Source organism: Pseudomonas sp. B7, assembly GCF_016735645.1.
Classification (GTDB): domain Bacteria; phylum Pseudomonadota; class Gammaproteobacteria; order Pseudomonadales; family Pseudomonadaceae; genus Aquipseudomonas; species Aquipseudomonas glycinae.
This window is the reverse complement of the sequence record NZ_JAERRE010000013.1, coordinates 125,005-146,778: the sequence shown is the minus strand read 5'-3', so window position 1 is coordinate 146,778 and position 21,774 is coordinate 125,005. Positions and strand designations below refer to the sequence as shown.

Annotated in this window: 19 protein-coding genes; 13 read left to right on the top strand and 6 right to left on the bottom strand. The window is 61.0% G+C overall.

Translation table 11 applies throughout. From position 1 onward, the window contains the following. From nuoE to nuoN, 10 genes are all read left to right on the top strand, one after another. Positions 1 to 498 (top strand): NADH-quinone oxidoreductase subunit NuoE, encoded by a 498-nt coding sequence (gene nuoE / locus JKA62_RS25895; RefSeq protein ID WP_003223804.1) that lies wholly within the window; start codon positions 1 to 3, stop codon positions 496 to 498. Then, a complete protein-coding gene (gene nuoF, locus JKA62_RS25890; protein ID WP_007951458.1) occupies positions 495 to 1,850 on the top strand; it encodes an NADH-quinone oxidoreductase subunit NuoF in 1,356 nt (451 codons plus the stop codon). The genes nuoE and nuoF overlap by 4 nt, the downstream gene beginning before the upstream one ends. 136 nt (positions 1,851 to 1,986) lie before the next feature. After that, a complete protein-coding gene (gene nuoG / locus JKA62_RS25885; RefSeq protein ID WP_011334958.1) occupies positions 1,987 to 4,701 on the top strand; it encodes an NADH-quinone oxidoreductase subunit NuoG in 2,715 nt (904 codons plus the stop codon). Then, a complete protein-coding gene (nuoH, locus tag JKA62_RS25880) occupies positions 4,698 to 5,705 on the top strand; it encodes an NADH-quinone oxidoreductase subunit NuoH (protein WP_007951460.1) in 1,008 nt (335 codons plus the stop codon). The genes nuoG and nuoH overlap by 4 nt, the downstream gene beginning before the upstream one ends. A gap of 11 nt (positions 5,706 to 5,716) precedes the next feature. Next, positions 5,717 to 6,265: an NADH-quinone oxidoreductase subunit NuoI gene (nuoI, locus tag JKA62_RS25875; RefSeq protein WP_011334960.1), complete on the top strand. Its 549-nt coding sequence runs from the start codon at positions 5,717 to 5,719 to the stop codon at positions 6,263 to 6,265. A gap of 9 nt (positions 6,266 to 6,274) precedes the next feature. Then, positions 6,275 to 6,775: an NADH-quinone oxidoreductase subunit J gene (nuoJ, locus tag JKA62_RS25870; protein ID WP_011334961.1), complete on the top strand. Its 501-nt coding sequence runs from the start codon at positions 6,275 to 6,277 to the stop codon at positions 6,773 to 6,775. A gap of 3 nt (positions 6,776 to 6,778) precedes the next feature. Next, positions 6,779 to 7,087, top strand: a complete 309-nt coding sequence (gene nuoK / locus JKA62_RS25865) for an NADH-quinone oxidoreductase subunit NuoK (protein ID WP_003180046.1) — start codon at positions 6,779 to 6,781, stop codon at positions 7,085 to 7,087. Further along, positions 7,084 to 8,937 carry an NADH-quinone oxidoreductase subunit L gene (gene nuoL, locus JKA62_RS25860; protein ID WP_011334962.1) on the top strand — a complete coding sequence of 618 codons (1,854 nt, stop codon included), beginning with the start codon at positions 7,084 to 7,086 and terminating at the stop codon, positions 8,935 to 8,937. Before nuoK ends, nuoL begins: the two co-directional genes overlap by 4 nt. Positions 8,938 to 8,976: 39 nt before the next feature. Beyond that, positions 8,977 to 10,509: an NADH-quinone oxidoreductase subunit M gene (nuoM, locus tag JKA62_RS25855; protein ID WP_011334963.1), complete on the top strand. Its 1,533-nt coding sequence runs from the start codon at positions 8,977 to 8,979 to the stop codon at positions 10,507 to 10,509. 7 nt (positions 10,510 to 10,516) lie between these two features. Next, on the top strand, positions 10,517 to 11,980 hold the full coding sequence (gene nuoN / locus JKA62_RS25850; RefSeq protein WP_011334964.1) for an NADH-quinone oxidoreductase subunit NuoN: 1,464 nt from the start codon (positions 10,517 to 10,519) through the stop codon (positions 11,978 to 11,980). Between the two features lie 58 nt (positions 11,981 to 12,038). Here the strand turns inward: nuoN and JKA62_RS25845 are convergent, their stop codons facing one another. After that, positions 12,039 to 12,512 (bottom strand): GNAT family N-acetyltransferase, encoded by a 474-nt coding sequence (locus tag JKA62_RS25845; RefSeq protein ID WP_201820103.1) that lies wholly within the window; start codon positions 12,510 to 12,512, stop codon positions 12,039 to 12,041. A gap of 368 nt (positions 12,513 to 12,880) precedes the next feature. Between JKA62_RS25845 and JKA62_RS25840 the strand changes: the two genes are divergently transcribed. From JKA62_RS25840 to JKA62_RS25830, 3 genes are all read left to right on the top strand, one after another. After that, on the top strand, positions 12,881 to 13,225 hold the full coding sequence (locus tag JKA62_RS25840) for a toxin (RefSeq protein WP_096822369.1): 345 nt from the start codon (positions 12,881 to 12,883) through the stop codon (positions 13,223 to 13,225). Continuing rightward, positions 13,222 to 13,536 carry a helix-turn-helix domain-containing protein gene (locus JKA62_RS25835; protein ID WP_007951468.1) on the top strand — a complete coding sequence of 105 codons (315 nt, stop codon included), beginning with the start codon at positions 13,222 to 13,224 and terminating at the stop codon, positions 13,534 to 13,536. The genes JKA62_RS25840 and JKA62_RS25835 overlap by 4 nt, the downstream gene beginning before the upstream one ends. A 161-nt stretch (positions 13,537 to 13,697) precedes the next feature. After that, entirely contained in the window at positions 13,698 to 15,023 is a 1,326-nt protein-coding gene (locus tag JKA62_RS25830) for an OprD family porin (protein ID WP_201820102.1), read from the top strand. A 149-nt stretch (positions 15,024 to 15,172) separates the two neighbouring features. Here the strand turns inward: JKA62_RS25830 and JKA62_RS25825 are convergent, their stop codons facing one another. From JKA62_RS25825 to JKA62_RS25805, 5 genes are all read right to left on the bottom strand, one after another. Beyond that, complete coding sequence (locus JKA62_RS25825; protein WP_201820101.1) at positions 15,173 to 15,505, bottom strand: DUF2790 domain-containing protein; 333 nt, start codon at positions 15,503 to 15,505, stop codon at positions 15,173 to 15,175. Between the two features lie 79 nt (positions 15,506 to 15,584). Next, complete coding sequence (locus JKA62_RS25820; RefSeq protein WP_201820100.1) at positions 15,585 to 15,785, bottom strand: co-regulatory protein PtrA N-terminal domain-containing protein; 201 nt, start codon at positions 15,783 to 15,785, stop codon at positions 15,585 to 15,587. A gap of 134 nt (positions 15,786 to 15,919) precedes the next feature. Further along, positions 15,920 to 19,072 (bottom strand): efflux RND transporter permease subunit, encoded by a 3,153-nt coding sequence (locus JKA62_RS25815; RefSeq protein WP_201820099.1) that lies wholly within the window; start codon positions 19,070 to 19,072, stop codon positions 15,920 to 15,922. Between the two features lie 15 nt (positions 19,073 to 19,087). Further along, entirely contained in the window at positions 19,088 to 20,281 is a 1,194-nt protein-coding gene (locus JKA62_RS25810; protein WP_201820097.1) for an efflux RND transporter periplasmic adaptor subunit, read from the bottom strand. Positions 20,282 to 20,330: 49 nt separating this feature from the next. Then, a complete protein-coding gene (locus JKA62_RS25805) occupies positions 20,331 to 21,578 on the bottom strand; it encodes a TolC family protein (RefSeq protein WP_201820094.1) in 1,248 nt (415 codons plus the stop codon). Positions 21,579 to 21,774: the final 196 nt, after the last annotated feature.

The window sequence follows — 21,774 nt, the reverse complement described above, 5'->3', positions numbered from 1 at the left end:
ATGAACAGCACGCTTATCCAGACAGACCGTTTCACCTTGAGTGAAACCGAGCGCTCGGCCATCGAGCACGAGCTGCATCACTACGAAGACCCGCGCGCGGCGTCGATCGAAGCCTTGAAGATCGTCCAGAAGGAACGCGGCTGGGTGCCGGACGGCGCTCTGTACGCCATCGGCGAGATCCTCGGCATCCCGGCCAGCGACGTTGAAGGCGTGGCCACGTTCTATAGCCAGATCTTCCGTCAGCCGGTCGGCCGTCACATCATTCGCGTCTGCGACAGCATGGTCTGCTACATCGGTGGCCACGAGTCGGTGGTCAGCGAAATCCAGAACAACCTGGGTATCGGCCTGGGTCAGACCACCGCCGACGGTCGCTTCACCCTGCTGCCGGTCTGCTGCCTCGGCAACTGCGACAAGGCACCGGCGCTGATGATCGATGACGACACCTTTGGCGATGTCCAGCCTGCCGGCGTCGCCAAACTGCTCGAGGGCTACGTATGACCCTGACTTCTTTCGGTCCGGCCAACCGCATCCAGCGTTCGGCCGAGACTCACCCGCTGACCTGGCGCCTGCGTGACGACGGCGAAGCCGTGTGGCTCGACGAGTACCAGGCCAAGAACGGTTACGCCGCTGCGCGCAAAGCCTTCGCCGACATGGATCAGGACGCCATCGTCCAGACCGTGAAAGACGCCGGCCTCAAAGGTCGCGGCGGTGCAGGCTTCCCCACAGGCGTGAAGTGGGGCCTGATGCCAAAGGACGAATCCATCAACATCCGCTACCTGCTGTGCAACGCGGATGAAATGGAGCCGAACACCTGGAAAGACCGCATGCTGATGGAGCAACTGCCCCATCTGCTGATCGAAGGCATGCTGATCAGCGCCCGCGCGCTGAAAACCTACCGTGGCTACATCTTCCTGCGTGGCGAATACACCACCGCCGCCAAGCACCTGAACCGTGCCGTGGAAGAAGCCAAGGCAGCCGGCCTGCTGGGCAAGAACATCCTGGGCAGCGGCTTCGATTTCGAGCTGTTCGTCCACACCGGCGCCGGGCGTTACATCTGCGGCGAAGAAACCGCACTGATCAACTCCCTCGAAGGCCGCCGCGCCAACCCGCGCTCCAAACCGCCCTTCCCTGCCGCCGTCGGCGTGTGGGGCAAGCCGACCTGCGTGAACAACGTTGAAACCCTGTGCAACGTGCCGGCGATCATTGCCGACGGCGTGGACTGGTACAAATCGTTGGCCCGCGACGGCAGCGAAGACATGGGCACCAAGCTCATGGGCTTCTCCGGCAAGGTCAAGAACCCCGGCCTGTGGGAACTGCCATTCGGCGTGACCGGCCGCGAGCTGTTCGAAGACTACGCCGGCGGCATGCGCGACGGCTTCAAGCTGAAAGCCTGGCAGCCAGGTGGCGCCGGTACCGGTTTCCTGTTGCCGGAACACCTCGACGCACAAATGTACGCTGGCGGCATCGCCAAGGTTGGCACCCGTATGGGTACCGGCCTGGCCATGGCGGTGGACGACAGCGTCAACATGGTGTCCCTGCTGCGCAACATGGAGCAGTTCTTCGCTCGCGAATCCTGTGGTTTCTGCACCCCTTGCCGTGATGGTTTGCCATGGAGCGTCAAGCTGCTGATGGCCATCGAACAAGGCCGCGGCCAGCCAGGCGACATCGAGACCCTGCTGGGTCTGGTCAACTTCCTCGGCCCGGGCAAGACCTTCTGTGCTCACGCACCGGGTGCCGTGGAGCCGTTGGGCAGTGCCATCAAATACTTCCGTCCAGAGTTCGAAGCCGGTATCGCGCCTGCAAGCGCCGCCGTCCCGCCTCTGGCGAAGCCGATCGTAGTCGGCGCGTAAACGCTTAAAAAGGCGAAGGGTCCGTGCCCTTCGCCTTTCGTCCGATGACGCCTTTCGGGGCTGACTGGATTCGGACGGATAACAAGATTCCATTAGCCACGCCCGCTGACACCGGGCCAACGAAGACCTTTGAACCATGGCCACTATCCACGTAGACGGCAAAGCGCTCGAAGTCGACGGGGCAGACAACCTGTTACAGGCATGTCTGTCGCTGGGCCTCGACATCCCTTATTTCTGCTGGCACCCCGCGCTTGGTAGCGTCGGGGCCTGCCGCCAGTGCGCGGTCAAGCAGTACACCGACGAAAACGACACCCGTGGTCGCATCGTCATGTCCTGCATGACCCCGGCCACCGACAATACCTGGATCTCCATCGACGATGAAGAATCCAAGGCATTCCGCGCCAGTGTCGTCGAATGGCTGATGACCAACCACCCGCACGACTGCCCTGTGTGCGAGGAAGGCGGTCACTGCCACCTGCAAGACATGACCGTGATGACCGGCCACAACGAGCGCCGTTATCGCTTCACCAAACGCACCCACCAGAACCAGCAACTGGGCCCGTTCATTTCCCACGAAATGAACCGCTGCATCGCCTGCTACCGCTGCGTGCGTTTCTACAAGGACTACGCCGGCGGCACCGACCTCGGTGTATTCGGCGCCCACGACAACGTGTACTTCGGTCGCGTTGAAGACGGCACCCTCGAAAGCGAGTTCTCCGGCAACCTCACCGAGGTCTGCCCGACCGGTGTGTTCACCGACAAGACTCACTCCGAGCGCTACAACCGTAAGTGGGACATGCAGTTCTCGCCGAGCATCTGCCATGGCTGCTCGAGCGGTTGCAACATTTCCCCGGGCGAGCGTTACGGCGAACTGCGTCGCATCGAAAACCGTTACAACGGTTCGGTGAACCAGTACTTCCTGTGCGACCGTGGCCGTTTCGGTTATGGCTACGTCAACCGCACCGACCGTCCACGTCAGCCGCTGCTGGCCGACGGCACCAAGCTTGGACTGGATGCTGCGCTGGACAAAGCCGCCGACCTGCTGCGCGGTCGCAACATCGTCGGTATCGGTTCGCCACGTGCCAGCCTGGAAAGCAACTACGCGTTGCGTGAACTGGTGGGCGCCGAGCACTTCTACTCCGGTATCGAAGCCTCCGAACTGGAACGCATCCGTCTGGTCCTGCAAGTGCTGAAAGACAGCCCGCTGCCAGTGCCGAACATGCGCGACATCGAAGACCACGACGCTGTGTTCGTCCTCGGTGAAGACCTGACCCAGACCGCCGCCCGCATGGCCCTGGCCCTGCGTCAGTCGGTCAAAGGCAAGGCCGAAGACATGGCCGAAGCCATGCGCGTTCAGCCTTGGCTCGACGCTGCGGTGAAGAACATCGGTCAGCACGAACTGAACCCGCTGTTCATCGCCAGCCTGGCTGAAACCAAGCTCGATGACATCGCCGAAGAATGCGTACACGCCGCTCCCGACGATCTGGCGCGCATCGGTTTCGCCGTGGCTCACGCCCTGGACGCCAGCGCGCCGGCCGTTGAAGGTCTGGACGCCGAAGCCCTGGAACTGGCCAAGCGCATCGCCGATGCTCTGCTCGCGGCCAAGCGTCCGCTGATCATCGCCGGTACTTCGCTGGGCTCCAAAGCCTTGATCGAAGCCGCTGCGAACATCGCCAAGGCCCTGAAGCTGCGCGAGAAGAACGGTTCGATCAGCCTGATCGTGCCGGAAGCCAACAGCCTCGGCCTGGCCATGCTCGGTGGCGAATCGGTCGATGCCGCGCTGCAAGCGGTCATCGACGGCAAGGCCGACGCCATCGTCGTGCTGGAAAACGATCTGTACACCCGTACCGCCAAGGCCAAGGTCGATGCGGCACTGAACGCTGCGAAAGTGGTGATCGTTGCCGACCATCAAAAGACCGCCACCAGCGACCGCGCGCATCTGGTTCTGCCGGCCGCCAGCTTCGCTGAAGGCGACGGTACACTGGTCAGCCAGGAAGGTCGTGCCCAGCGCTTCTTCCAGGTTTTCGACCCGCAATACATGGACGCGAGCATTCTGGTCCACGAAGGCTGGCGCTGGCTGCACGCCCTGCGCGCCACCCTGCTGAACCAGCCGATCGACTGGACGCAACTCGACCACGTGACCGCTGCCGTTGCGTCGAGCACGCCGCAACTGGCCCGTATTGTCGACGCAGCACCGTCCGCCTCGTTCCGCATCAAGGGTCTGAAACTGGCCCGTGAGCCGCTGCGTTACTCCGGTCGCACCGCGATGCGCGCCGACATCAGCGTTCACGAACCACGCACCCCGCAAGACAAAGACACCGCGTTCGCCTTCTCGATGGAAGGTTACTCGGGCTCCGCCGAACCGCGTCAGCAAGTGCCGTTCGCCTGGTCGCCGGGCTGGAACTCGCCGCAAGCCTGGAACAAGTTCCAGGACGAAGTCGGTGGTCACCTGCGCGCTGGCGATCCGGGCACCCGCCTGATCGAAAGCACCGGTGATTCGCTGAACTGGTTCGCCAGTGTTCCGCGCGCGTTCAACCCGGCCCAGGGCACCTGGCAAGCCGTGCCGTTCTACCACCTGTTCGGCAGCGACGAGAACTCGTCGAAAGCCGCTCCGGTCCAGGAACGCATCCCGGCCGCCTACGTTGCACTGGCCAAGTCCGAAGCGGATCGCTTGGGCGTGAACGACGGCGCACTGCTGAGCCTCAATGTTGCCGGCCAGACCCTGCGTCTGCCGCTGCGTATCAATGAAGAACTGGGCGCAGGTCTGGTGGCATTGCCTGCGGGCATCGCCGGCATTCCACCGGCATTCGCCGGCGTATCCGTTGATGGTCTGCAGGAGGCAGCGCAATGACCTGGTTCACCCCTGAAGTGATCGATGTGATCCTGACGGTCATCAAGGCCATCGTGATCCTGCTGGCCGTGGTGGTCGCAGGCGCGTTGCTCAGCTTTGTCGAGCGTCGCCTGCTGGGCTGGTGGCAGGACCGTTACGGTCCGAACCGCGTTGGCCCGTTCGGCATGTTCCAGATCGCGGCCGACATGCTGAAGATGTTCTTCAAGGAAGACTGGACCCCTCCGTTTGCCGACAAGGTGATCTTCACCCTGGCGCCGGTGGTGGCCATGTCCGCCCTGCTGATCGCGTTCGCGATCATCCCGATCACCCCGACCTGGGGCGTGGCGGATCTGAACATCGGCCTGCTGTTTTTCTTCGCCATGGCCGGTCTTTCGGTCTACGCGGTGCTGTTCGCCGGCTGGTCGAGTAACAACAAGTTCGCCCTGCTGGGCAGCTTGCGTGCCTCGGCGCAGACCGTGTCCTACGAAGTGTTCATGGGCCTGGCCCTGATGGGCATCGTGGTGCAGGTCGGCTCGTTCAACATGCGCGACATCGTCGAGTACCAGGCGCAGAACCTGTGGTTCATCATTCCGCAGTTCTTCGGCTTCTGTACCTTCTTCATCGCTGGCGTGGCCGTGACTCACCGTCACCCGTTCGACCAGCCGGAAGCGGAACAGGAACTGGCCGACGGTTACCACATTGAATACGCCGGTATGAAATGGGGCATGTTCTTCGTCGGTGAATACATCGGCATCATCCTGATCTCGGCACTGCTGGTCACCCTGTTCTTCGGTGGCTGGCACGGTCCGTTCGGCATCCTGCCGCAACTGTCCTTCGTCTGGTTCGCACTGAAGACCGCGTTCTTCATCATGCTGTTCATCCTGCTGCGCGCTTCCATCCCGCGTCCGCGTTATGACCAGGTGATGGATTTCAGCTGGAAATTCTGCCTGCCACTGACCCTGATCAATTTGCTGGTGACCGCTGCAATCGTGTTGTGGAACACGCCTGCGGTTGCGGTTCAGTGAGGATTTGACCCATGTTCAAATATATTGGCGACATCGTTAAGGGTACCGGTACCCAGTTGCGCAGCCTGGTCATGGTCTTCGGCCATGGCTTTCGCAAGCGCGACACCCTGCAATACCCGGAAGAGCAAGTCTACCTGCCGCCACGCTATCGTGGCCGCATCGTCCTGACCCGCGACCCCGATGGCGAAGAACGCTGCGTAGCCTGCAACCTGTGCGCCGTGGCCTGCCCGGTGGGTTGCATCTCGCTGCAGAAAGCTGAAACCGAAGACGGTCGCTGGTACCCGGACTTCTTCCGTATCAACTTCTCGCGCTGCATTTTCTGCGGTCTCTGCGAGGAAGCCTGCCCGACCACCGCGATCCAGCTGACCCCGGATTTCGAGATGGCCGAGTTCAAACGTCAGGACCTGGTGTACGAGAAAGAAGATCTTTTGATCTCCGGCCCCGGCAAAAACCCTGATTACAACTTCTATCGTGTTGCAGGTATGGCCGTTGCGGGCAAGCCGAAAGGCGCCGCACAAAACGAAGCCGAGCCGATCAACGTGAAGAGCTTGCTGCCTTAAGGAAGAACGATGGAATTCGCTTTCTATTTCGCATCGGGTATCGCTGTTGTGTCCACACTGCGTGTGGTCACCAACACCAATCCTGTGCACGCCCTGCTCTACCTGATCATTTCGCTGATCGCCGTGGCCATGACCTTCTTCGCACTCGGCGCACCGTTCGCCGGCGTGCTGGAAGTGATCGCCTACGCCGGCGCCATCATGGTGCTGTTCGTGTTCGTGGTGATGATGCTGAACCTGGGGCCTGCCTCGGTTCAGCAGGAACGCACCTGGCTCAAGCCCGGGATCTGGGCGGGGCCGGTGATTCTCGCCGCCCTGCTGCTGGCCGAACTGCTGTATGTGCTGTTCGCTCACCAGAGCGGTCAGGCCATCGGTCAAACCACCGTGGACGCGAAAGCCGTGGGCATCAGCCTGTTCGGTCCGTACCTGCTGGTGGTCGAACTCGCCTCGATGCTGCTGCTCGCTGCAGCCGTCACGGCGTTCCATTTGGGCCGTAACGAGGCGAAGGAGTAAGACATGCCTGCTATCCCTCTCGAGCATGGATTGGCCGTTGCCGGCATCCTGTTCTGCCTTGGTCTGGTCGGCCTGATGGTCCGCCGCAACATTTTGTTCGTGTTGATGAGTCTGGAAGTGATGATGAACGCCTCTGCACTGGCCTTCATCGTTGCGGGCGCCCGCTGGGCGCAACCGGATGGACAGATCATGTTCATCCTGGTGATCAGCCTTGCAGCCGCCGAAGCCAGTATTGGCCTGGCGATCCTGCTGCAACTGTATCGCCGCTTCCACACGCTCGATATCGACGCTGCCAGTGAGATGCGCGGATGAACCTACTCTTTCTGACTTTCGTATTCCCTCTGATCGGGTTCCTGTTGCTGTCGTTCTCGCGCGGCCGCTTCTCGGAAAACCTGTCGGCGCTGATCGGTGTCGGCTCCATCGGCCTGTCTGCCATCGTCGCGGCCTACGTGATCTGGCAGTTCAACGTCGCGCCACCGGAAGGCGGCGTCTACACCCAGGTGCTGTGGCGCTGGATGTCGGTGGAAGGTTTCCAGCCTAACTTCGCGCTGTACCTGGATGGTCTGTCCGTGACCATGCTCGGTGTGGTCGTCGGTGTCGGCTTCCTGATCCACCTGTTTGCATCGTGGTACATGCGTGGCGAAGCCGGTTACTCGCGCTTCTTCTCGTACACCAACCTGTTTATCGCCAGCATGCTGTTCCTGATCCTGGGCGATAACCTGCTGTTCATCTACTTCGGTTGGGAAGGCGTGGGCCTGTGCTCGTACCTGTTGATCGGTTTCTACTACAGCAACCGCAACAACGGTAACGCCGCACTGAAAGCCTTCATCGTCACCCGTATCGGCGACGTGTTCATGGCAATCGGCCTGTTCATCCTGTTCCAGCAACTGGGCACGCTGAACGTCCAGGAACTGCTGGTGAAGGCGCCTGAGCACTTCAAGGTCGGCGATTTCTGGATCGTGCTTGCTACCCTGATGCTGTTGGGTGGTGCGGTCGGTAAATCGGCGCAACTGCCGCTGCAAACCTGGCTGGCAGACGCGATGGCCGGCCCTACCCCGGTTTCGGCACTGATCCATGCCGCAACCATGGTGACCGCCGGTGTCTACCTGATCGCCCGTACCCACGGCCTGTTCGCCCTGGCGCCGGACATCCTGCACCTGGTCGGCATCGTCGGTGGTGTGACCCTGGTGCTGGCCGGTTTCGCCGCACTGGTGCAAACCGACATCAAACGTATCCTCGCCTACTCGACCATGAGCCAGATCGGCTACATGTTCCTGGCGCTGGGCGTTGGCGCCTGGGAAGGCGCGATCTTCCACCTGATGACCCACGCCTTCTTCAAGGCCCTGCTGTTCCTTGCTTCCGGTGCGGTGATCGTTGCCTGCCACCACGAGCAGAACATCTTCAAGATGGGCGGCCTGTGGAAGAAACTGCCGCTGGCCTACGCCAGCTTCATCGTCGGTGGTGCCGCTCTGGCTGCCCTGCCACTGTTGACCGCAGGTTTCTACTCCAAGGACGAAATCCTCTGGGAAGCGTTCGCCAGCGGCAACCACGGTCTGCTTTACGCAGGTCTGGTCGGCGCATTCATGACGTCGCTGTACACCTTCCGCCTGATCTTCATCGCGTTCCACGGTGAAGCCAAGACCGAAGCCCACGCCGGTCACGGCATCGCTCACTGGCTGCCGCTGTCGGTGCTGATCGTGCTGTCGACTTTCGTCGGCGCCATGATCGTTCCACCGCTGCACGGCGTACTGCCCGAGAGCGTTGGCCATGCCGGTGGCGAAGCCAAGCACAGTCTGGAAATCGCTTCGGGCGCCATCGCCCTGGCCGGTATCCTGCTGGCGGCCCTGCTGTTCCTCGGCAAGCGTCGCTTCGTGACCGCGATCGCCAACAGCGGCATCGGCCGTCTCCTTTCGGCCTGGTGGTTCGCTGCCTGGGGCTTCGACTGGATCTACGACAAACTGTTCGTCAAGCCGTACCTTGCGATCAGCCACATGCTGCGCAAAGACCCGCTCGACCAGACCATCGGTCTGATCCCGCGCATGGCCAAGGGGGGTCACACCGCCCTGAGCCGTACCGAAACCGGTCAACTGCGTTGGTACGCTGCTTCGATGGCTGCTGGTGCCGTGTTGGTCATCGGCGCTGTCGTGCTGGTAGCGGTCTGATATGAACCTTGCGAATTTGCGAAAGGAAACGAGCCCGTCATGATTCTGCCTTGGCTAATCCTGATCCCCTTCATCGGCGGCCTGCTGTGCTGGCTGGGTGAGCGCTTCGGCGCCACCCTCCCCCGCTGGATTGCGCTGTTGACCATGACCCTGGAACTCGCCCTCGGCCTCTGGCTGTGGGCCCACGGTGACTATTCATTTGCACCGGCGCCAGGCGCCGATCCGACCTGGGCGCTTGAGTTCAAGCACGTCTGGATCCAGCGCTTCGGCATCAACGTGCACCTGGCCCTCGACGGCCTGTCGCTGCTGATGATCCTGTTGACCGGCCTGCTGGGTATCCTGTCGGTACTCTGCTCGTGGAAAGAGATTCAACGTCACGTTGGCTTCTTCCACCTGAACCTGATGTGGATCCTGGGCGGCGTTGTCGGCGTGTTCCTCGCCCTCGACCTGTTCATGTTCTTCTTCTTCTGGGAAATGATGCTGGTGCCGATGTACTTCCTCATCGCGCTCTGGGGTCACAGTTCTTCGGACGGCAAGAAAACCCGTATCTACGCCGCGACCAAGTTCTTCATCTTCACTCAGGCTTCCGGCCTGATCATGCTGGTGGCGATCCTCGGTCTGGTCCTGGTCAACTACAACAGCACCGGCGTGATCACCTTCAACTACGCCGATCTGTTGAAGACCAAGATGTCGATGACCACCGAGTACATCCTGATGCTCGGCTTCTTCATCGCCTTCGCGGTCAAGCTGCCCGTGGTTCCGTTCCACTCCTGGCTGCCTGACGCTCACGCCCAGGCGCCGACTGCAGGTTCCGTCGACCTCGCCGGTATCTTGCTGAAAACCGCGGCCTACGGTCTGCTGCGTTTCGCCCTGCCGCTGTTCCCGAACGCCTCGGCCGAGTTCGCGCCGATCGCCATGACCCTCGGTCTGATCGGGATCTTCTACGGTGCGTTCCTCGCTTTCGCGCAAACCGACATCAAGCGTCTGATCGCCTTCTCGTCCGTTTCCCACATGGGCTTCGTACTGATCGGCATCTACTCCGGCAGCCAACTGGCCCTGCAAGGTGCTGTGATCCAGATGCTGGCCCACGGTCTGTCGGCCGCAGCACTGTTTATCCTCAGCGGTCAGCTGTACGAGCGCCTGCACACTCGTGACATGCGTGAGATGGGCGGTCTGTGGTCGCGCATCGCTTACCTGCCGGCGATCAGCCTGTTCTTCGCAGCCGCTTCTCTGGGTCTGCCGGGTACCGGTAACTTCGTCGGTGAATTCCTGATCCTGATCGGTACGTTCGCCAGTGCTCCATGGATCACCGCGATTGCCACCTCCGGTCTGGTGTTCGGTTCGGTCTACTCGCTGATCATGATCCACCGCGCTTACTTCGGTCCGTCCAAATCGGATTCGATCCTGCACGGCATGGACGGTCGCGAACTGATCATGGTGCTGGGCCTTGCGGTACTGCTGATTTACCTCGGCGTCTACCCGCAACCGTTCCTCGACACTTCTGCCGCCACGATGCATGGCGTGCAGCAGTGGCTCGGCACCGCCTTCACTCAACTCGCTTCGGCCCGGTAAGAGCGCTATGGAATTCACGATTCAACACTTTATTGCGCTTGCGCCACTGTTGATCACCAGCCTCACCATTATCGTGGTGATGCTGGCAATCGCCTGGCGCCGCAACCACTCGCAGACCTTCCTGATTTCGGTGGCCGGTCTGAACCTGGCCTTGCTGTCGATCCTGCCGGCCCTGAAAGTCGCGCCTCTGGCCGTGACCCCATTGCTGCAGATCGACACCTTTGCCTGCCTGTACATGGCGCTGATCCTGGTCGCCACTCTCGCCTGTGTCACCCTCGCCCACGCCTACCTCGGCGATGGCGGTTCGGGTTACCCGGGCAACCGTGAAGAACTGTACCTGCTGATCCTGATGGCCGCCGCCGGTGGCCTGGTTCTGGTCAGCGCGCAGCACCTGGCCGGCTTGTTCATCGGTCTGGAACTGCTGTCGGTGCCGGTCTACGGTCTGGTGGCCTACGCCTTCTTCAACAAGCGTTCGCTGGAAGCCGGCATCAAGTACATGGTGCTGTCGGCCGCCGGTTCCGCGTTCCTGCTGTTCGGTATGGCGCTGCTGTACGCCGACTCGGGTTCGCTGAGCTTCGTCGGTATCGGTCAGGCTTTGGCCGCGACCGGTCTGCCAAGCTCGCTGGCACAACTGGGCCTGGGCATGATGCTGATCGGTCTGGCGTTCAAGCTGTCGCTGGTACCGTTCCACCTGTGGACGCCGGACGTGTACGAAGGTGCTCCGGCACCGGTGGCCGCGTTCCTCGCGACCGCTTCGAAAGTGGCTGTGTTCGCGGTCATGGTTCGCCTGTTCCAGATCTCCCCTGCCGCAAGCAGTGGCGTACTGAGCAACGTGCTGACCATCATCGCCATCGCTTCGATCCTGTTCGGTAACCTGCTGGCCCTGACCCAGAGCAACCTCAAGCGTCTGCTCGGTTACTCCTCCATCGCGCACTTCGGCTACCTGCTGATCGCGCTGGTGGCGAGCAAGGGCCTGGCGGTGGAGGCCATCGGCGTGTACCTGGTCACCTACGTGATCACCAGCCTCGGCGCCTTCGGTGTGATCACCCTGATGTCCTCGCCGTACAACGGCCGTGACGCAGACGCGCTGTACGAATACCGCGGCCTGTTCTGGCGCCGTCCGTACCTGACCGCCGTCCTGACCGTGATGATGCTGTCCCTGGCCGGTATCCCGCTGACTGCAGGCTTCATCGGCAAGTTCTACATCATCGCTACCGGTGTCGAGTCGCACCAATGGTGGCTGGTCGGTTCCCTGGTACTGGGCAGCGCCATCGGCGTCTTCTACTACCTGCGCGTGATGGTCACCCTGTACCTGATCGAACCGAACCTGCGCCGCCACGACGCCCAACTGCACTGGGAACAGAAAGCAGGCGGCGTGATGCTGCTGGCGATCGCTGTGGTTGCGTTCTTCCTCGGCGTCTACCCACAACCGCTGCTGACCCTGGTTCAGCAATCGGGCCTGGCGGGCTGATCGCTCAGCGATAGTTGGCTAGAAACAGAAACGGCACCTTCGGGTGCCGTTTTTGCGTCTAGACCGTCTTGAGTTTTTTCACCATCGGCACGCAAACCAGTTGCAGACCTGAAGGCGATTGATAGATCGCCCTCTCCTCCCCGACGTAACCGCAGCGCCGATAAAAATCAGCGGCATTCAACGTCGCATCCAGACAAACCTCTGCCAGCCCCAGATCCTGTGCCAGCGCTTCCAGAAAGTGCAGCACGCGTTTACCAAGCCCACGCTGCATGAAATCCGGATGGATGAAGATTGCACCGATTTCACGGTGCTCCAGATCGAGCATGCCGGTTGCCACGGGTTCACCCTCAACGCAACCCAGATAGAAATGCTTTTGCATGAGCGTGTCATAACCGTCTGCCGCCGAGCCCATTGTCCAGTCGAGCATTTGCTGCTCACTGTAGGCACCGATGCATTGATGCCGGATAGCCAGTCGCCGAATCTCGAACGCTATCCCGGCATCGTCCGGGTCGGCTCTTTTCATTTCGAACATTTCTCTCTCCTTGAGCCATGTGCGGACGGGCATGAAAAAGCCCCGTCCATTTCTGGCGGGGCTTTGGGTAACACGTCATTGACCAGACATGCATGACCTTATGGCCCGCCGGAAGCGGTCATAGAGGAGCACATCATGATCATTCGGTGTTGGGCAGTCATGGCTGGATAGTGCTGCGGATTGTTCCGACGAGTCAATCGCAAGGCTCTTCCCTAAACAGTCGAGCGCTCCCACCACAGTGGCCGACTCGTCCTACAGGTGTTTTTACTATTGGTGACTACCGTTGAAAAGGGGGCGAAAAGGATGGCCTGGAGGCCTTGACCAATTCGATCATCGGGACAAAACTATACGCAGGTAACGTACAGAAAATGGATGCTCTTTTTATCGAATTACCCGCGTTCCAGAAGCACCGGGACGATTACCTGGATGATGACCTGTTTCGCAGCTTTCAGTTGGAGCTGCTGAAAAATCCTGAAGCAGGCGACCTCATCGAAGGCACGGGCGGGCTGCGCAAAATTCGCTTCTGCGACCAACGACGCGGTAAGGGCAAGCGCAGCGGATTACGAGTGATTTATTACTGGTGGTCTGGTTTCGACCAGTTCTGGCTATTCACCGTGTACAGCAAAAACGAGCAAGACGATCTGTTGCCTTCTCAGAAAAGAGTCTTCAAACAGGCGCTGGATACAGAAATCAACACGAGAACCCAAATATGAAACGTGACATTTTTTCCGAACTGATGGAGGGCCTTGAGGCTTTGGCCGACGAGCGCCAAGGCAAGGTCACCCTTCGCACCCACAAAGTCCAGTTACCCAAACTATTGCCGATCACTGCCGAGGAAGTTGTTGCGATCCGCCAGCAACTCAACCTCTCCCGGTCAGTTTTCGCCATGTACCTGCGAACCAACACTCGAACCCTCGAAAACTGGGAACAAGGTCGAGCAACGCCAAATGCCCAAGCGACGACACTCATTCGACTAGTCGAGCGTTTTCCACAAACGATCGACCACCTTGCGGCTCTGACCTGACTTCCGGGATCTAACAAAATTGTAATTCCCCAATCACCTCCGCGTTATCCGCAGCCTGCAACGATGTCACCCGGCGACTCTCCCGGCGGGCCCTTGCCCGTTCGAACAATAAAACCCACGCCGAAGCTCGTTCCCGTTCTGCCGAACCCAAGGAGTGATTGATGGTTAACAACACAAAAATGTCGATGGCTGCTCTGGCAGTGGTTGTCGGCGCCGGGCCGTCCACGGTGTTTGCAGAAGAAAAACCCGAAGGGTTTATCGAAGGCAGCAGTCTGACGGTGCTCAACCGTAACCTTTACTTCAACCGTGACCACCGCAACGGCCAGTCCAGCCCCACGGGCAATGGTTATTCCGAAGCCTGGGCCCACGGCATCATCGGCAAGTTCGAATCCGGTTTCACCCAGGGCACCGTCGGGGTCGGGGTGGACGCGTTTGCGATGATCGGTCTGAAGCTCGACACCGGCGACGGCCGCAACGGTGGCCGCAGTTCGTTCGATGTGTTGCCGGTCAACAGCGACGGTGAAGCACGGGACGAATACACCAAGGTCGGTGGCGCCGCCAAACTGCGGGCCTTCGATACGGTGGTGAAAGTCGGTGATGTGTTCCCGGCCAACCCGGTGGTCGCGGCAGGCGATTCGCGATTGCTGCCGGAAAGCTTTCGCGGTGTGACGGCGACCAACACCAGCATTGAAGGTCTGTCGATTCAGGGCGGCCGGTTGCATGCGATGAGTCAACCGGTGTCCAGCGACCTGCGCGAGAACTTCGCGACCTTCTATGCCGGCCCGGTCAACTCGCCGTGGATCGCTTACGGCGGCGGCGATTACGCGCTGAACAAAAACCTCAGTTTCAGCCTGTATTCCAGTCGCCTGAAAGACGCCTGGAACCAGTACTACGCCGGCACCGCCTGGACGTATCCGCTGTCGGATGACCTGTCGCTGTTCGGCGGCCTGAACTACTACAAGGCGATCGACGAAGGCAAACAATTGCTCGGCGAGTTCGACAACAACATCTGGAGCGGCCGCGTCGGCGTGAAACTCGGCGCCCACTCCGTCGCCATTTCCCACCAGCGCAACAACGGCAACGACGACTTCGATTACCTGCGTCAGTCCGACTCGATCTTCCTCGACAACTCGATTCAGTACAGCGACTTCAACTCGCCGAAAGAGCGTTCGTGGATGGTGCGCTACGACCTCGACATGACCGCCTACGGCATGCCCGGTCTGTCGTTCATGACCCGTTACGCACGCGGCACCGACGCCGATTACTCCAACGCCAACGCCGTGTACATGCGCCGCGATGCCGAGGGCAATCCGCTGACTGACCAGAAGCGTTGGGAGCGTGATATCGAAGTGAAATACGTGGTGCAAAGCGGTTCGATGAAGGATCTGTCGCTGCGTCTGCGCCAGGCCACTACCCGCGCCACCGCGTTCGAATCGGATCTGGATGAAGTGCGGGTGATCGTTGAATACCCGCTGGCGATTCTCTGAGTTTCACGAGCAATGCCCATTCACCTTTAGAAGCTCCTTGCTCCTTTGGTAAGAGGTGAATCTTTGGCGTCCTTCGGGGCGCCTTTTTTATGGATGAAAAAAAGCCCGACTCACTGAACATGAACCGGGCGTTTCAGCCAGGATTAGCGTCAGCCACCCTGCTGACGACAATTCCCCATCACGTTGTAAGTGACCGTATTGAGCTGCCCCTTGGAGTCCTCGTAAGTCATCGCAGCCGGCACGACCGCGCATTCATTCTTTGGCCGGACAACGCTCACCACCTTCTTCACATCCAGCTTCATTCCGTACTCGTATTCCTTGACCACCGGCGCCGCTTTGCCCTGACTGACCGCGTACTGTTCCATGGCTTTGGTGTTGGCGCTGAGCGCCCGGTCGAACGTTCTGTCGCCACCGCCTTCGGCCAGCGCATTCAAGGACATTGCCATGACAGCGGTGAACGCCAACAGCTTAAGAAATTTCATATCCAGCTCCTTCAAAACACGACTCATAAAAAAGCCCACCATCGATGCGCGATGACGGGCTCATTCACTGGCAGCACGCTTACAGGTCTTGGGTCTTGTCGTCCTTCTTGTCATTCACGACGACCGGATCACGGGCCTTTTCCTTCGCAGCAAAAATCTCCATCGAGCGGTCATTGGCGGCCATCATTCGGTCGAAAGTGCGGTCGCCGCCACCTTCGGCCAACACCAGGGAAGACATCATCAGAGCCACGGCAAACGCGCCAATCTGTGCAAGTTTCATCGTTGATTCCTCATTCAAGTCACTGACGGGATCAAGGTAACAATCCGAACCTTTCGTGACGGTGGCGCCGAAATTACATATCCGTTATGTAGAAAGGCCCGCAATGGCGGGCCTGTTTTTGAACCCCGAAGTGACTAAACAGCAGCGGGCGATTCCTCGTCCCGACGATGCGCCAGCTGATACAACGCCGGCAGAATCAGCAACGTGAGAATCGTCGAGGACAGGATCCCGCCAATCACCACCGTCGCCAGCGGTCGCTGCACCTCGGCCCCGGTGCCGGTCGCAAGCGCCATCGGAATGAAGCCCAGGGACGCCACCAACGCCGTCATCAACACCGGGCGCAATCGCGTCAGCGCACCTTCGTGAATCGCTTCGGACAGCGAGCGCCCTTCCTCCCGCAAGTTGCGGATAAACGCGATCATCACCAACCCGTTGAGCACCGCCACACCGGACAGCGCGATAAAACCGACGCCCGCCGAGATCGACAGCGGAATGTCCCGCAGCCACAACGCCATGACCCCGCCAGTCAGCGCAAACGGAATCCCGGTGAACACCAGCAAGCCGTCCTTGAGGTTGTTGAACATCATGAACAGCAACCCGAACACCAGCAGCAACGCCACCGGCACCACGATCTGCAAGCGCTTGGCCGCCGATTGCAGTTGCTCGAACTGGCCGCCCCAGGTCGTCCAGTAACCCGCCGGCACCTGCACATCACGCTCGATCGCTGCGCCCGCCTCGGCGACAAAAGAGCCGATGTCACGACCACGCACGTTGGCGCTGACGATCACCAGGCGCTTGCCGTTCTCGCGGCTGACCTGATTCGGCCCCAGCACCAGATCGAGGCTGGCAACGTCCTTCAACGCAATGAAGCCGATCTGACTGGAGGCATCACCACCCGCCGCCGGCACCGGAATCAGCAGCGCCGACAACCCGTCGATGTCCTTGCGCATGGCGTCGGACAAGCGCACCACCATGTCGAATCGACGGTCACCTTCATACAACGTCCCGGCCTTCTGCCCGCCGACGGCCACCGCAATGGTGTCCTGCACATCGCCGACGTTGAGCCCGTAACGCGCGGCCTTGTCGCGGTCGATATTGATGGTCAGCACCGGCAGACCGCTGGTTTGCTCGACCTTGACCTCGGACGCGCCGTTGACCTTCTGCATCGCGACGGCAATCTTCGCCGCCGTGGCGTTGAGCACGTCCATGTCATCACCGAACACCTTGACCGCCACGTCGCTACGCACGCCGGAAATCAGTTCGTTGAAGCGCAACTGGATCGGCTGCGACAGTTCATAGTTGCTGCCCGGCAACGTTGCCGCGGCCTGCTGCAGTTCGGCCATCAGGGTTTCGCGGGACTTGTCCGGGTCCGGCCATTGCTCTTTGGGCTTGAGCATTACGTAGCTGTCAGAGATGTTCGGCGGCATCGGGTCAGAGGCGATTTCCGCAGTACCGGTGCGGGCGAACACGCGCTCGACTTCCGGCACTTTATTGAGGATCAACGTTTCCAGCCGCTGCTGCATGTCCACCGATTGCGTCAGGCTGGTGCCCGGCACGCGCAACGCCTGCAAGGCAAAATCGCCTTCGCTGAGACTCGGCACAAACTCGCTGCCCATGCGGCTGGTGACCACGCCACTGAGCACAATCACACCCAACGCTGCGCCGACCGCCATCGTCCGATGGGACATGACCCAGTCCAGCGCCGGCGCATAAACGCGACGGGCACCGCGCATCACCACGCCCTCTTCTTCCTTGACCTTGCCGGTCACGAACAGCGCAATCGCCGCCGGCACAAAGGTCACGGACAAGAGCATGGCGCCAAGCAACGCGATGACTACGGTAAACGCCATCGGGTGGAACATTTTCCCTTCGACGCCGCTCAGGGCGAAGATTGGCAGGTACACGACCATGATGATCAATTGGCCGAAAATCAGCGGTCGCCGCGCCTCTTTCGCCGCCGCAAACACTTCATGAAAACGCTCGGATCGCGTCAGCAGTCGCCCGTGATGCTGCTGCGCATGGGCCAGCCGGCGCAGGGTGTTTTCGACGATCACCACCGCGCCGTCGACGATGATGCCGAAGTCCAGCGCGCCGAGGCTCATCAGGTTGGCGCTGACCTTGTTGCTGAACATGCCGGTGAAGGTGAACAGCATCGACAGCGGAATCACCATCGCCGTGATCAGCGCAGCGCGGATATTGCCGAGGAACAGAAACAGGATAGCGATCACCAGAATCGCGCCTTCGACGAGGTTCTTCTTCACCGTGGCGATGGCCTTGTCGACCAGATGCGTGCGGTCGTACACCGGCACCGCGATCACGCCGGTGGGCAACGACTTGTTGATCTGTTCGAGCTTGGCGGCGACGGCCTGGGAAACCGTGCGACTGTTTTCACCGATCAACATGAACACCGTGCCGAGCACCACTTCCCGGCCATTTTCCGTGGCGGCGCCGCTGCGCAGTTCGCGGCCGATGTCCACGGTGGCGACGTTCTTGATCCGGATCGGCGTCCCGTCGACATTGGCCATGACGATGTTGGCGATGTCCTCGGTGCTCGCCACCTGGCCCGGTGCGCGAATCAACAATTGCTCGCCGCTGCGCTCGATGTACCCGGCGCCGACGTTGGCGTTGTTGCGCTCCAGCGCCGTCACCAGATCGGTGAGGGTCAGTTTGTAGGCCGCGAGTTTTTTCGGATCGGGCGCGATCTGATATTCCTTGGCAAAACCGCCGATGGTGTTGATCTCGGCCACGCCGGGAACGTTGCGCAGTTGCGGCTTGATGATCCAGTCCTGGATCACCCGCAAGTCGGTCGGCGTGTAGGGCGTGCCGTCATCTTTCAGCGCGCCCTCCTTGGTCTCGACCGTCCACAAAAAGATCTCGCCGAGTCCGGTGGAAATCGGCCCCATCACCGCTTCCACACCTTCGGGCAACTGCTCCTTGGCCGACTGCAACCGCTCGTTGACCAATTGCCGGGCGAAGAACAGATCGGTGCCGTCCTTGAAGATTACCGTGACCTGGGACAAGCCCGAGCGCGACAGCGAGCGGGTTTGCTCCAGCGCGGGCAGGCCGGCCATCGCGGTCTCAATCGGAAAGGTGATGCGCTGCTCGGTTTCCAGCGGCGAGAACCCGGCCGCGCCGGTGTTGATCTGCACCTGGACGTTGGTGATATCGGGCACGGCGTCGATCGGCAGTTTCTGATAACTGGCGATGCCGAGGCCGGCCATGAGCAGAACGGCGAGCAGCACGATGATGCGCTGCTCGATGGCAAACTGGATGAGGCGTTCGAACATGGGAGTCTTCCGCGATTAATGACTGTGCTCGGCCGAGGCTTTGCCCAGCTCCGATTTGAGGACGAAGCTGCCGGCACTGGCGACTTGCACGCCCGGTTCCAGTCCGGCGATGACTTCCACCTGGCCTGCCGCGCGACTGCCCAGCTCCACGGCTTGCGCCTTGAAGCCGTCGTCGGTGCGCACAAACACCGTGGGCTTGTCCTCGACGGTCTGGATTGCGGTTTCCGGTACGGCGACTTTGGCCTGGCGGCTGTCGGTGGCGACCAGCGCGGTGACAAACAGGCCCGGGCGCCATGAGCCTTGCGGGTTTTCCAGGGTGACGCGCACGGTCGCGGTACGGGTCTGTTCGCCGAGCAGGCTGCCGACGTAAGCCACGGTGCCGCTGACTTCGGCGTTCAACTCCGCCGCGCTGACGGTGACGGGTTTGCCCACTTGCACCTTGTTCAGGTCCTTGGGCGAAACGCCGAACGTGACCCACACCCGCGACAGATCCGAGAGCGTGAACGCTGCCGTTGTTTCGTCGACCACCTCGCCCGGCGTCAGGTGTTTTTCCACCACCACGCCATCGAACGGCGCGCGCAGTTCATAGCGATTGCCACCAGTGGCGACCACGCTGCCACTGAGCACGCTGATCTTTTGCCGGGCGTTGCTCACCGCAATCTCGGCTTCCTCCAGGGCCTGACGTGCCTGGAGGAAATCCTGCTCGGCGGAGATCTTGTCCTGCCACAGTTTCCTCTCGCGCTCGAACGTCGTGCGGGCCAGGGCCAGACGGCGTTGCGCGGCCGCCTGCTCGCTGCGCTGATCGGAAATCTGCTGACTGGCGATCACGGCCAGCAACTGGCCTTTCTTCACCGACTGTCCGAGGTTGACCGACACCGACTCGACCACGCCCGGCACACGCGGCACCACATGCGCGGTGCGGTCTCCGTCGAAGCGCACTTCGCCGGGGAACGACAGACCGAGGCTGAAGTTCTGCGCCTGGGCGGCGGCCAGTTGAATCCCCGCCGCCGCGATCTGCTCGGCCGTCAGTTCGATGTGCCCTTCTTCGTCGTGCCCGCCGTCAGCGGCGACGCTTTCTTCGGCATGGTCGGCGTGCTCCGCCGCTTCATCGGCATGCGCATCGACAGACGCATTGCAGCTCCACATCGAGCCGATGCCAATGCCCAGCGCCAAGGTCGCCGCAGCGACCACGATCAGTTTTTTGTCCATGGAAACTCCTCTGCGCCAAACCATCGCGCAGTCATCAGAACGTTGAAATTCAAAGGTTGGCGCTGAGGTCGCCGAAGATGCGTTCGATGCGGACCCGGGCGTCGGTCGCCTCGCTCACCGCCTGGATGTATTGGCTGCGAGCGGCGATCAATGTGCGCTGGGCGTCGAGCACGTCGAGGAAGCCGAACTTGCCCATTTCGAAACCGCGAGTGGCGCTGTCGACCGCACTTTGCGCGGCGGGCAGGATGGTCCGGTCGAATGCCTGGATTTCGCCGTTGGCGGTCTGCCATTGCGCCAGCGTGGTCTGGATTTCCGTGCGCAAGCGCAGTTCGGTGGCGTTGCGCAGGTCCCGCGCCTGATCGGTACGCCGCGCCGCCGCCAGCACGTTGCCCTGATTGCGGTTGAACAGCGGAATCGGCATCGACAGCCCGACCACGTTGACCCGCTCGCGCTCGGTTTCGCTGTACTGGCTGCCGATGCTGACGGTGAGATCGGGAATCCGCTGGGACTTTTCCAGCCCCAGCGACGCTTCGCGCTGGTCGATCTGCAACCTGGCCAGCCGCAGCTCCGCGGTCTCGTTCAGGCGCTCAAGCAAACGGGTGGGCGGCGGTACGCTGGGCAGACTTTGAGTCGCGGTCTGCACCGTGGTCGACGTCGGCAACGGTGCGCCCATGACCTGTGCCAATTGCTGGTACGCATTGGCCTGATCACGCTCGGCGCGGCTCAACTCCAGGCGCACTTCCGAAAGCTGCACTTGCGCCCGCGTGCCTTCCACCGGCGACGACTTGCCCGCCTCGATCCGCCCCTGCGCCACACGCACACCGTGCTCGGCGAGTTGCAGCGACTGCCGGGCCAATTGCAAACGTTGCTGCGCGGTTTGCGCACCGTTGAACGCTTGAAGCACGTCGGCGCGCAGAACGTTGCGCTTGCGCTCCAGCTCGATGCCGGCGGCGTCCTGGGCACGACTCGCCACATCAATCCGTGCGCCGCGCTTGCCGCCCAGCTCGATCGGCTGGCTGAGCATCACCGTGGTGGTGCGCGATTCACGCCGGGTGTCTTCGGCCTCCCACGACACCTCGGGGTTGGGGATCAGCCCGGCCTGCTTGCGGTCACCTTCGGCAATGCCGATTTCCCACTGCGCGGCGGCCAGCTCCGGGTTGCTGGCGAAGGCGGTTTGCAACGCCTGATCCAGCGTCAAAGTCGATGCGCTGGCAAGGCTGGTACAAGCCAGCAACAACAGGCCGCTGGCGGTTTTTTTCAGGCGTGATCGCGCCGTCAGTTCAATTAAACCGGGCAATGGAAGGCTTCCTTCAATCAAGAATCGTTGATGGCGCCACGGTAGGGTTTTGAACTTATCGACAAGGTGACGTGAACATTACAAATCCGTTATCCACGGTTTATCGAAGTTGTTTTGCTCTAGGATTCGAAGTTCGAATGAGTTTGTTGCAATAGATAGAAACAAATGTGCGTTAGTTATCCGCCGAACAGCACTT

Excerpts from the sequence above, each read along its gene's own strand:
- nuoE (WP_003223804.1), top strand. The coding sequence starts at position 1 with ATGAACAGCACGCTTATCCAGACAGACCGTTTCACCTTGAGTGAAACC.
- nuoF (WP_007951458.1), top strand. The coding sequence starts at position 495 with ATGACCCTGACTTCTTTCGGTCCGGCCAACCGCATCCAGCGTTCGGCC.
- nuoG (WP_011334958.1), top strand. The coding sequence starts at position 1,987 with ATGGCCACTATCCACGTAGACGGCAAAGCGCTCGAAGTCGACGGGGCA.
- nuoH (WP_007951460.1), top strand. The coding sequence starts at position 4,698 with ATGACCTGGTTCACCCCTGAAGTGATCGATGTGATCCTGACGGTCATC.
- nuoI (WP_011334960.1), top strand. The coding sequence starts at position 5,717 with ATGTTCAAATATATTGGCGACATCGTTAAGGGTACCGGTACCCAGTTG.
- nuoJ (WP_011334961.1), top strand. The coding sequence starts at position 6,275 with ATGGAATTCGCTTTCTATTTCGCATCGGGTATCGCTGTTGTGTCCACA.
- nuoK (WP_003180046.1), top strand. The coding sequence starts at position 6,779 with ATGCCTGCTATCCCTCTCGAGCATGGATTGGCCGTTGCCGGCATCCTG.
- nuoL (WP_011334962.1), top strand. The coding sequence starts at position 7,084 with ATGAACCTACTCTTTCTGACTTTCGTATTCCCTCTGATCGGGTTCCTG.
- nuoM (WP_011334963.1), top strand. The coding sequence starts at position 8,977 with ATGATTCTGCCTTGGCTAATCCTGATCCCCTTCATCGGCGGCCTGCTG.
- nuoN (WP_011334964.1), top strand. The coding sequence starts at position 10,517 with ATGGAATTCACGATTCAACACTTTATTGCGCTTGCGCCACTGTTGATC.
- JKA62_RS25845 (WP_201820103.1), bottom strand. The coding sequence starts at position 12,512 with ATGTTCGAAATGAAAAGAGCCGACCCGGACGATGCCGGGATAGCGTTC.
- JKA62_RS25840 (WP_096822369.1), top strand. The coding sequence starts at position 12,881 with ATGGATGCTCTTTTTATCGAATTACCCGCGTTCCAGAAGCACCGGGAC.
- JKA62_RS25835 (WP_007951468.1), top strand. The coding sequence starts at position 13,222 with ATGAAACGTGACATTTTTTCCGAACTGATGGAGGGCCTTGAGGCTTTG.
- JKA62_RS25830 (WP_201820102.1), top strand. The coding sequence starts at position 13,698 with ATGGTTAACAACACAAAAATGTCGATGGCTGCTCTGGCAGTGGTTGTC.
- JKA62_RS25825 (WP_201820101.1), bottom strand. The coding sequence starts at position 15,505 with ATGAAATTTCTTAAGCTGTTGGCGTTCACCGCTGTCATGGCAATGTCC.
- JKA62_RS25820 (WP_201820100.1), bottom strand. The coding sequence starts at position 15,785 with ATGAAACTTGCACAGATTGGCGCGTTTGCCGTGGCTCTGATGATGTCT.
- JKA62_RS25815 (WP_201820099.1), bottom strand. The coding sequence starts at position 19,072 with ATGTTCGAACGCCTCATCCAGTTTGCCATCGAGCAGCGCATCATCGTG.
- JKA62_RS25810 (WP_201820097.1), bottom strand. The coding sequence starts at position 20,281 with ATGGACAAAAAACTGATCGTGGTCGCTGCGGCGACCTTGGCGCTGGGC.